The organism is Microbulbifer mangrovi, from assembly GCF_002009015.1.
GTDB classification, from domain to species: Bacteria; Pseudomonadota; Gammaproteobacteria; order Pseudomonadales; family Cellvibrionaceae; genus Microbulbifer; species Microbulbifer mangrovi.
Genome location: NZ_LZDE01000196.1, coordinates 1 through 7,247 on the forward strand (window position 1 = coordinate 1; position 7,247 = coordinate 7,247).

Sequence of the window (7,247 nt, forward strand, 5' to 3'; positions counted from 1 at the left end):
CAAGGGCGCACCCGCCGCCCGAACCTTAGCTTCTCCCCTCGCTGTGTACTCACGCCCCCACCTTTCGTAAACTTGGCGCCCCGCTCAGTAACCACATGCGAAAGATTTTGACCACGGAAGCGCAATCTCCCAGTTCTCCGAAGCCGACAGGCCTGCCCGCCAATTCGGTCGGTATTGTCGAGCCCCAGAGCCACACTTTTCCCGGGCCATTCAAGCTGGCCTGTGGCCGTGTGCTGGATGAATACACCCTGGTGTACGAGACCTACGGCACCCTGAATACCGATAAAAGCAACGGCGTACTGATCTGTCACGCACTCTCGGGGCACCATCACGCCGCCGGCTATCACAGTGAAAGTGACAAGCGCCCGGGCTGGTGGGATCACTATATCGGTCCCGGCAAACCCATCGACACCAATAAATTCTTTGTGGTTGCGCTGAACAACCTGGGCGGGTGCCACGGCTCCACGGGCCCGGCCTCGATCAACCCCGAAACCGGCAAACCCTGGGGGCCGGACTTCCCGCCGTTGCGGGCGCGAGACTGGGTGCACAGCCAGGCGCAACTGGCGGATCACCTCGGTATCCAGCAGTGGGCCGCCGTGGTGGGAGGCAGCCTCGGTGGTATGCAGGCCATGCGCTGGGCGCTGGAATATCCCGAGCGGCTGCGTCACTGTGTGGTGATCGCATCGGCGATGAAATTGTCCGCGCAGAATATCGCGTTCAACGAGACCGCCCGTCAGGCGATCACTTCGGATCCGGATTTCCGGGATGGACGTTATCTGGAAGCGGAAACCCTGCCGCGGGATGGTCTCGCGGTGGCGCGGATGATCGGGCATATCACCTACCTGTCGGACGACGGGTTGGGCAAGAAATTTGGTCGCGAGCTGCGCTCCGGCACCTTCCAGCAGGGTGTGGAAGAACTGGTGGAATTCCAGGTGCAGAGCTACCTGCGCTATCAGGGGGATACTTTTTCCAGCAGCTTCGATCCCAACACCTATATCCTGATGACCCGCGCGCTGGACTATTTCGACCTGGCGCGGGAATACGAGGACGACCCGGTAAAAGCCTTTTCCAATGCGCGTTGTAAATTCCTGCTGGTTTCGTTTACATCCGACTGGCGCTTTGCCCCGGAGCGCTCGCGGGAAATTGCCGATGCACTGATGCACGCCAATATTCCGGTGAGCTATGCAGAAGTGGAATCCCCCATGGGACACGATGCCTTCCTGCTACCCAACGCGCGCTACGAAAACCTGTTCGCCGCGTATATGAGTAACGTCGACCGCGAACACGGCGCTGCCAATGTAGGGGAGGTGTCAGCATGATGCGTAAAGACCTGGATATTATTCACAACTGGGTTGCGGCCAATACACGGGTGCTGGACCTCGGCTGCGGTGACGGTGCTTTGCTCGAGCGACTGGCGAAGGAAAAACAGGCCAGCGGTTACGGCCTGGAAATTGATCCCGATCAGATCCAGAAGTGTGTCGAGCGCGGTGTGAATGTGGTGGAGCAGAACCTCGACAACGGGCTGAAAAATTTCGCCGACCACAGTTTTGATACGGTAGTCATGACCCAGGCCCTGCAGACCCTGCGCTTTCCCCATCTGGTGGTGGAAGAAATGTTGCGGGTCGGGCGTGAGTGCATTATTACCTTCCCCAACTTCGGGCAGTGGAAGGCGCGCTGGCACCTGGCGGTATCCGGGCGCATGCCGGTTTCCGATTTATTACCATATGAATGGTACGACACGCCGAATATTCACTTTTGTACTTTCAAGGACTTTGAGGTGCTGTGTAGAGAGCACAGCTGGAAAATTCTGCACCGTCAGGTAGTCTCGGAGTCCCCTGTTTCCGGGGTGTTGAAGGATTTTTTACCGAATCTCTTTGGAGAGACGGCGATTTACCATCTGACTCGCTAATATAAAGGGCAGAAGGTTGTTTAACGCGCCGCCTCGGTGGGAGAGGTTGCCGACAGGATGATTGAGGAGAACGCCGTGAAACGTCTGTATGCTGCATTTTTTTCCATGGCCTTGTTGCTGTGGGCCGCTGCGGCCGCCGCCCAGGGCGCTAAAACCATTGAAAACCACCAGGATTTTGGCGATTACCGGGTAACCTACTCGGTGTTTAACAGTGACTTTATTCCCCCGGAGATCGCCCGCCAGTACAACCTGGTGCGTGCCCGGGACCGCGCGTTCGTCAATATTTCCGTGAGCAAGAAAGATGATCTCAAGGGCATGAGCGCGGGGATTTCCGGCAATGCGACCAACCTGATCCAGCAGTCTCGTCCGCTCGAATTCAAGGAAATCCGCGAGCAGGATGCGGTGTATTACCTGGCGCCACTGCGCTTTGAGCACGAAGAGAGTCTCACCTTCAATATCGATCTGGTTATGCCAGATGGCAGTTCGCAACAGCTCACCTTCCGTCGTCAGCTGCACAAGAACTGACAGATCGGCAGAAATCTTTTACAGCGGGCCGGTTGCCCGCTGTTTTCATTTCGGAAACTGAATTCTTCCCATGGATAAAATCGTTCTCGCCAGTGGCAACGCCGGCAAGCTCAAGGAATTTTCCCAGTTGTTTGCCGGCTGGCAGATTGCGGTATTGCCGCAATCGGACTTTCTACAGCAGGAGGCGGAAGAAACCGGTCTCAGCTTTATTGAAAACGCCCTGATCAAGGCGCGCCACGCCAGCCGTGCCAGTGGCCTGCCGGCACTGGCGGATGATTCCGGTCTGGCAGTGGATACGCTTGGCGGTGCGCCCGGTATCTACTCCGCGCGCTATGCCGGCGCCGGTGCCAGCGACGCAGACAACAATCGCAAGCTTTTGGAAGCGCTGCAGGACGTACCCAGCGAGCGGCGTATCGCCAGCTTCCACTGCGCGCTGGCGTTTGTGCGCACCCCGGAAGATCCGGTGCCGCTGGTGTGCACCGCGCGCTGGCAGGGGGTGATCCTGAACCACACCGCCGGCGATCAGGGGTTTGGTTACGACCCGCTGTTTTATGTTCCGACGGAAAAGCTCACCTCGGCGCAGCTGCCGCGGGAAGTGAAAAACCGACTCAGCCATCGCGCCCAGGCGGTAAAGAAATTTGAAAAACTGTGGCACGAAGAGATGGTGCTGCCGGAACAGCAGCGCAATGCCGACGTGGGCAAGAAGCTGATCTGAGTTGATACCAGTGAATTCCGATTCCCCGCACTTGTCACTGCCGCCCCTCAGCCTGTACGTGCACATCCCCTGGTGTGTGCGCAAATGCCCCTACTGTGATTTCAATTCTCACGAAGTTTCCGCGGGGACCGGCGAGCACGTCGCCATCCGTCACTCTGTGGATAGCGAGCAGACCGATTCCCAGTTGCCAGAAGCCGATTATGTGGACCAGCTGGAGCGGGACCTGCGCAGCCAGCTGGGTTGGATACAGGGGCGCAAGCTGGGATCCATCTTTTTTGGCGGTGGCACTCCGAGCCTGTTCTCTCCCCTGGCCATCGAGCGAGTCCTGAATCTGGCGGAATCCCTGGTGGGGTTTGCGCCCGATATCGAGATCACCCTGGAGGCCAACCCGGGGACATTTGAGCAGGCCAAGTTTGCCGGCTACCGCCGCGCCGGGGTCAACCGGCTGTCGATCGGCGTGCAGAGTTTCGATCCGCTGCAATTGCAGAACCTGGGGCGGATCCACACCGGCCCCGAGGCGGAGACCGCAGCTACCCAGGCCCGTGCCGCGGGCTTCGACAATATCAATATCGACCTGATGCACGGTCTCCCCGGGCAGGGCGAAGTCGATGCCCTGCGGGACCTTGAGCGCGCGGTGGAGCTGGGAGCGGAACACATCTCCTGGTACCAGCTCACCATCGAGCCCAATACCGCGTTTTACTCCGCGCCGCCGGTCACCCCGGGCTCCGAGCAGATCGCGGCCATCCAGCGGGCGGGCAGGGCGTACCTGGCCGCACAGGGCTATGGCCGCTACGAGGTGTCTGCTTACGCGCGCCATGATCTCGCTTCCCGCCACAATCTCAATTACTGGTCATTTGCCGACTACATCGGCATCGGCGCGGGTGCGCACGGCAAGTTCACCCTGCCGGAGAGTGGCCGCATCATTCGCACCCAGCGCACACGCACCCCGCGAGACTACCTGGCTCTCGGTTGTCATGTGGGGGAGGGCGGCGTGCAATTCCCGTCACCCAAGACGACTGACGTGGCCGAGGCCGAGCGGCCGCTCGAGTTCCTGATGAACACCCTGCGGCTGGCTTCCGGCGTTCCGGCAGGGAGCTTCCCCGCCTATACCGGGCTTCCGTTGTCGGTGCTCGAGGGGCAGTGGCCGCGGTTGCAGGCCATGGAGCTGGTGGAGCCCCTGGGACCGAGCATCGCCACTACCGAATTTGGCTATGACTATGTGGACGAGATCCTGCAACGGTTCCTGCCCGAGGACTGAGCAGGCCCTTGAAAACCGCGCCACGGCCCTCATATAAGGCGAAACGCCAACTGTTGCAGCAAATTGCCAACGACGGCGACCCCATTTGCCTTGCGGGGCCTGCTGGCCGTACTTATCATGTCAGCCGGCAGGTCCGCGGGGCCTGAAGAAACAGAACCACAGGAAAGCACTATGAGCGCGAACATCGTCAACGTAACCGATGCAGAATTTGAAGCCGAAGTACTCAAGGCGGAAGGCCCGGTACTGGTAGACTTCTGGGCACAGTGGTGTGGCCCCTGCAAGATGATCGCCCCGGTACTGGAAGATCTGGCAGGCCACTACGGCGAACAGCTGAAAATCGTCAAAGTGGACGTAGATGCCAACAAGGAAGCTGCAGCCAAGTACAACGTGCGCGGTATCCCCACCCTGTTGCTGTTCAAGGGCGGCAATGTAGAAGGCACCAAGGTCGGTGCACTGTCCCGTGCCCAGCTGACCGAGTTTATCGACAGCCAGATCTGATCTGGCCTGTACGGGGCGCCTTCTGTCGACGGCAGGGCAGGGCGCCCCCGAGTCGTTCCCGGGCCCCGCATACCCTTGCTACCCGGGCGGCTCACCGGTCTGATAAATAGACCTTGCAGGATGCCGAACTGCCGTTATACTGCCTAGTAATCAAAGTAACTGTTCAGTCCAGACCTGAGCCAAGTCGCCAACCCCGCTGTCGTCACAGCCTCTCCGGCGCAAACTCCTCAAGTTGAACGATCTTCCCTCTGGCACCTTCGCCAAGCCTAGCGTGCCAATATGAGCGGTAACCTGCGTGCAGGTTGTGTTTAAGATTGTTTTACAAGAGTTGCGTGCGGACAGCGAATCCGTCGACCAGTCGATACGGGTATTATCAAGATCGAACTTTCAACTCCCCCCTCAAAAAATTCCGGTGCGTCCGCGCCAAATGACAGAAGAAACCTTAATAAAGCAATTGGTATGAACCTTTCTGAATTAAAAACCAAACCCATTGAAGAGCTGATTGAAATTGCCAAAGGCATGGGGCTCGAAAATCTCGCCCGCTCGCGCAAGCAGGACATCATTTTCAATATCCTCAAGCGCCACGCCAAGAGCGGTGAAGACATCTACGGCGAGGGGGTGTTGGAAATTCTTCAGGACGGATTCGGCTTTTTGCGGTCTGCCGACTCTTCCTACCTCGCAGGCCCCGATGATATCTACGTTTCTCCCAGTCAGATCCGCCGCTTCAACCTCCGCACCGGCGACTCCATTGCCGGCAAGATCCGCCCCCCCAAAGAAGGCGAACGCTACTTCGCACTGCTGAAAGTCAGCGATATCAATTTCGACAAGCCGGAAAACGCGCGCAACAAGATTCTTTTTGAAAACCTGACGCCGCTGTTCCCGAACGATCGCCTCACCCTCGAGTGCGGTAATGGATCTTCCGAAGACCTGATCGGCCGTATCATCGACCTGGTCGCGCCCATCGGCAAAGGCCAGCGTGGCCTGATTGTTGCACCCCCCAAAGCGGGTAAAACAATCATGTTGCAGAACATGGCCCAGGCCATCACCCGCAACAACCCGGAGTGCCACCTGATCGTCCTGCTGATCGACGAGCGCCCGGAAGAAGTTACCGAGATGCAGCGCTCCGTGCGCGGTGAAGTGGTTGCCTCCACCTTCGATGAGCCGCCGGCCCGTCACGTGCAGGTGGCAGAGATGGTGATCGAAAAGGCCAAGCGCCTGGTAGAACACAAGAAGGACGTGGTGATCCTGCTGGACTCCATCACCCGTCTCGCGCGAGCCTACAACACCACCGTACCCAGCTCCGGCAAGGTACTGACCGGTGGTGTGGACGCGCATGCCCTGGAGCGCCCGAAGCGCTTCTTTGGTGCAGCCCGTAATATTGAAGAGGGCGGCAGCCTTTCCATCATCGCCACTGCGCTGGTGGACACCGGTTCCAAGATGGACGAAGTGATCTTCGAAGAGTTCAAGGGCACCGGTAACATGGAGCTGCAATTGGACCGCAAGATTGCCGAGAAGCGCGTCTACCCGGCAATCAATGTGCGCCGCTCCGGCACCCGCCGCGAAGAGCTGCTGATGCCGGAAGGCGAACTGCAGCGCGTGTGGATTCTGCGCAAACTTCTGCACGATATGGAAGATCTCGCCGCCACTGAATTCCTGATCGACAAGCTCAAGGACTTCAAAACCAACGACGAATTCTTCCTGTCCATGAAACGGAAATAATTCCGATACAGAATAAAGGCCTGCGCAATGTGCAGGCCTTTTTTGCTTGTGATGGACAATTTTTGCAATGCGACGAATGAGGCGTGAAATTACGCCGAATTCAGTTGAAAAGGCCAAGCGTTAGGCATATAAAGGCTTTCATTGCGGTGTTGAACAGACTTTCGACACCTACTGAATTGGTCTCGCCCGGCTGGGAAGTCGAGCGACTCTGGACCAATCTCAAATGGATAACTCGGTGGAGCTGGTTACCATTTGTGAATTGCTCGACAGCCCACTGACTCTAGTGAGACTTTTTTGTGAATATCTATATCGGAAATCTGGCCTACGGCGTAACCTCTGACGAACTGCACGAAGCTTTCGGTGCGTTCGGTGAAATCTCCCGGGCTACTGTAATCACTGACCGGGAAACTGGCCGTTCTAAAGGTTTTGGTTTCGTAGAAATGCCGAACGACGACGAAGCGCGTAAGGCAATCGAAGAAATGAATGATCAGCCGCTGTCTGGCCGTAACATCCGTGTTAACGAAGCCAAGCCGCGCGAAGACCGTCCGCGTCGTCCCCGCTTCTAAGACACGCTTTACCGTCTAGAAGTCCGGCAGCCCGCAGCGACCGCTGCGGGTTGTTCA

The 7,247-nt window shown here is 58.0% G+C and carries 8 protein-coding genes; all 8 read left to right on the forward strand.

Annotated features, from left to right (window positions below):
• Positions 1-95 precede the first annotated feature (95 nt).
• The 8 genes from metX to B4U49_RS02000 all read left to right on the forward strand — a co-directional run bounded on the left by metX (position 96) and on the right by B4U49_RS02000 (position 7,190).
• Positions 96-1,319 carry a homoserine O-succinyltransferase MetX gene (gene metX / locus B4U49_RS01965; protein WP_078082902.1) on the forward strand — a complete coding sequence of 408 codons (1,224 nt, stop codon included), beginning with the start codon at positions 96-98 and terminating at the stop codon, positions 1,317-1,319.
• Positions 1,319-1,909 carry a methionine biosynthesis protein MetW gene (gene metW, locus B4U49_RS01970; RefSeq protein WP_078082906.1) on the forward strand — a complete coding sequence of 197 codons (591 nt, stop codon included), beginning with the start codon at positions 1,319-1,321 and terminating at the stop codon, positions 1,907-1,909. Before metX ends, metW begins: the two co-directional genes overlap by 1 nt.
• A gap of 75 nt (positions 1,910-1,984) precedes the next feature.
• Complete coding sequence (locus B4U49_RS01975) at positions 1,985-2,434, forward strand: DUF4426 domain-containing protein (protein ID WP_078082907.1); 450 nt, start codon at positions 1,985-1,987, stop codon at positions 2,432-2,434.
• A gap of 70 nt (positions 2,435-2,504) precedes the next feature.
• The gene (gene rdgB / locus B4U49_RS01980) at positions 2,505-3,149 is read left to right on the forward strand and encodes an RdgB/HAM1 family non-canonical purine NTP pyrophosphatase (RefSeq protein ID WP_078082903.1); all 645 of its coding nucleotides are present in this window, start codon (positions 2,505-2,507) and stop codon (positions 3,147-3,149) included.
• 10 nt (positions 3,150-3,159) lie between these two features.
• Positions 3,160-4,407 (forward strand): radical SAM family heme chaperone HemW, encoded by a 1,248-nt coding sequence (hemW, locus tag B4U49_RS01985; protein WP_420811459.1) that lies wholly within the window; start codon positions 3,160-3,162, stop codon positions 4,405-4,407.
• Positions 4,408-4,578: 171 nt separating this feature from the next.
• Positions 4,579-4,905 carry a thioredoxin TrxA gene (gene trxA, locus B4U49_RS01990; protein ID WP_078082904.1) on the forward strand — a complete coding sequence of 109 codons (327 nt, stop codon included), beginning with the start codon at positions 4,579-4,581 and terminating at the stop codon, positions 4,903-4,905.
• 459 nt (positions 4,906-5,364) lie between these two features.
• Positions 5,365-6,624, forward strand: a complete 1,260-nt coding sequence (gene rho, locus B4U49_RS01995) for a transcription termination factor Rho (protein ID WP_078082905.1) — start codon at positions 5,365-5,367, stop codon at positions 6,622-6,624.
• A 296-nt stretch (positions 6,625-6,920) separates the two neighbouring features.
• Positions 6,921-7,190 (forward strand): RNA recognition motif domain-containing protein, encoded by a 270-nt coding sequence (locus tag B4U49_RS02000; protein ID WP_010133764.1) that lies wholly within the window; start codon positions 6,921-6,923, stop codon positions 7,188-7,190.
• Positions 7,191-7,247: the final 57 nt, after the last annotated feature.

Excerpts from the sequence above, each read along its gene's own strand:
- metW (WP_078082906.1), top strand. The coding sequence starts at position 1,319 with ATGCGTAAAGACCTGGATATTATTCACAACTGGGTTGCGGCCAATACA.
- rho (WP_078082905.1), top strand. The coding sequence starts at position 5,365 with ATGAACCTTTCTGAATTAAAAACCAAACCCATTGAAGAGCTGATTGAA.
- metX (WP_078082902.1), top strand. The coding sequence starts at position 96 with ATGCGAAAGATTTTGACCACGGAAGCGCAATCTCCCAGTTCTCCGAAG.
- rdgB (WP_078082903.1), top strand. The coding sequence starts at position 2,505 with ATGGATAAAATCGTTCTCGCCAGTGGCAACGCCGGCAAGCTCAAGGAA.
- trxA (WP_078082904.1), top strand. The coding sequence starts at position 4,579 with ATGAGCGCGAACATCGTCAACGTAACCGATGCAGAATTTGAAGCCGAA.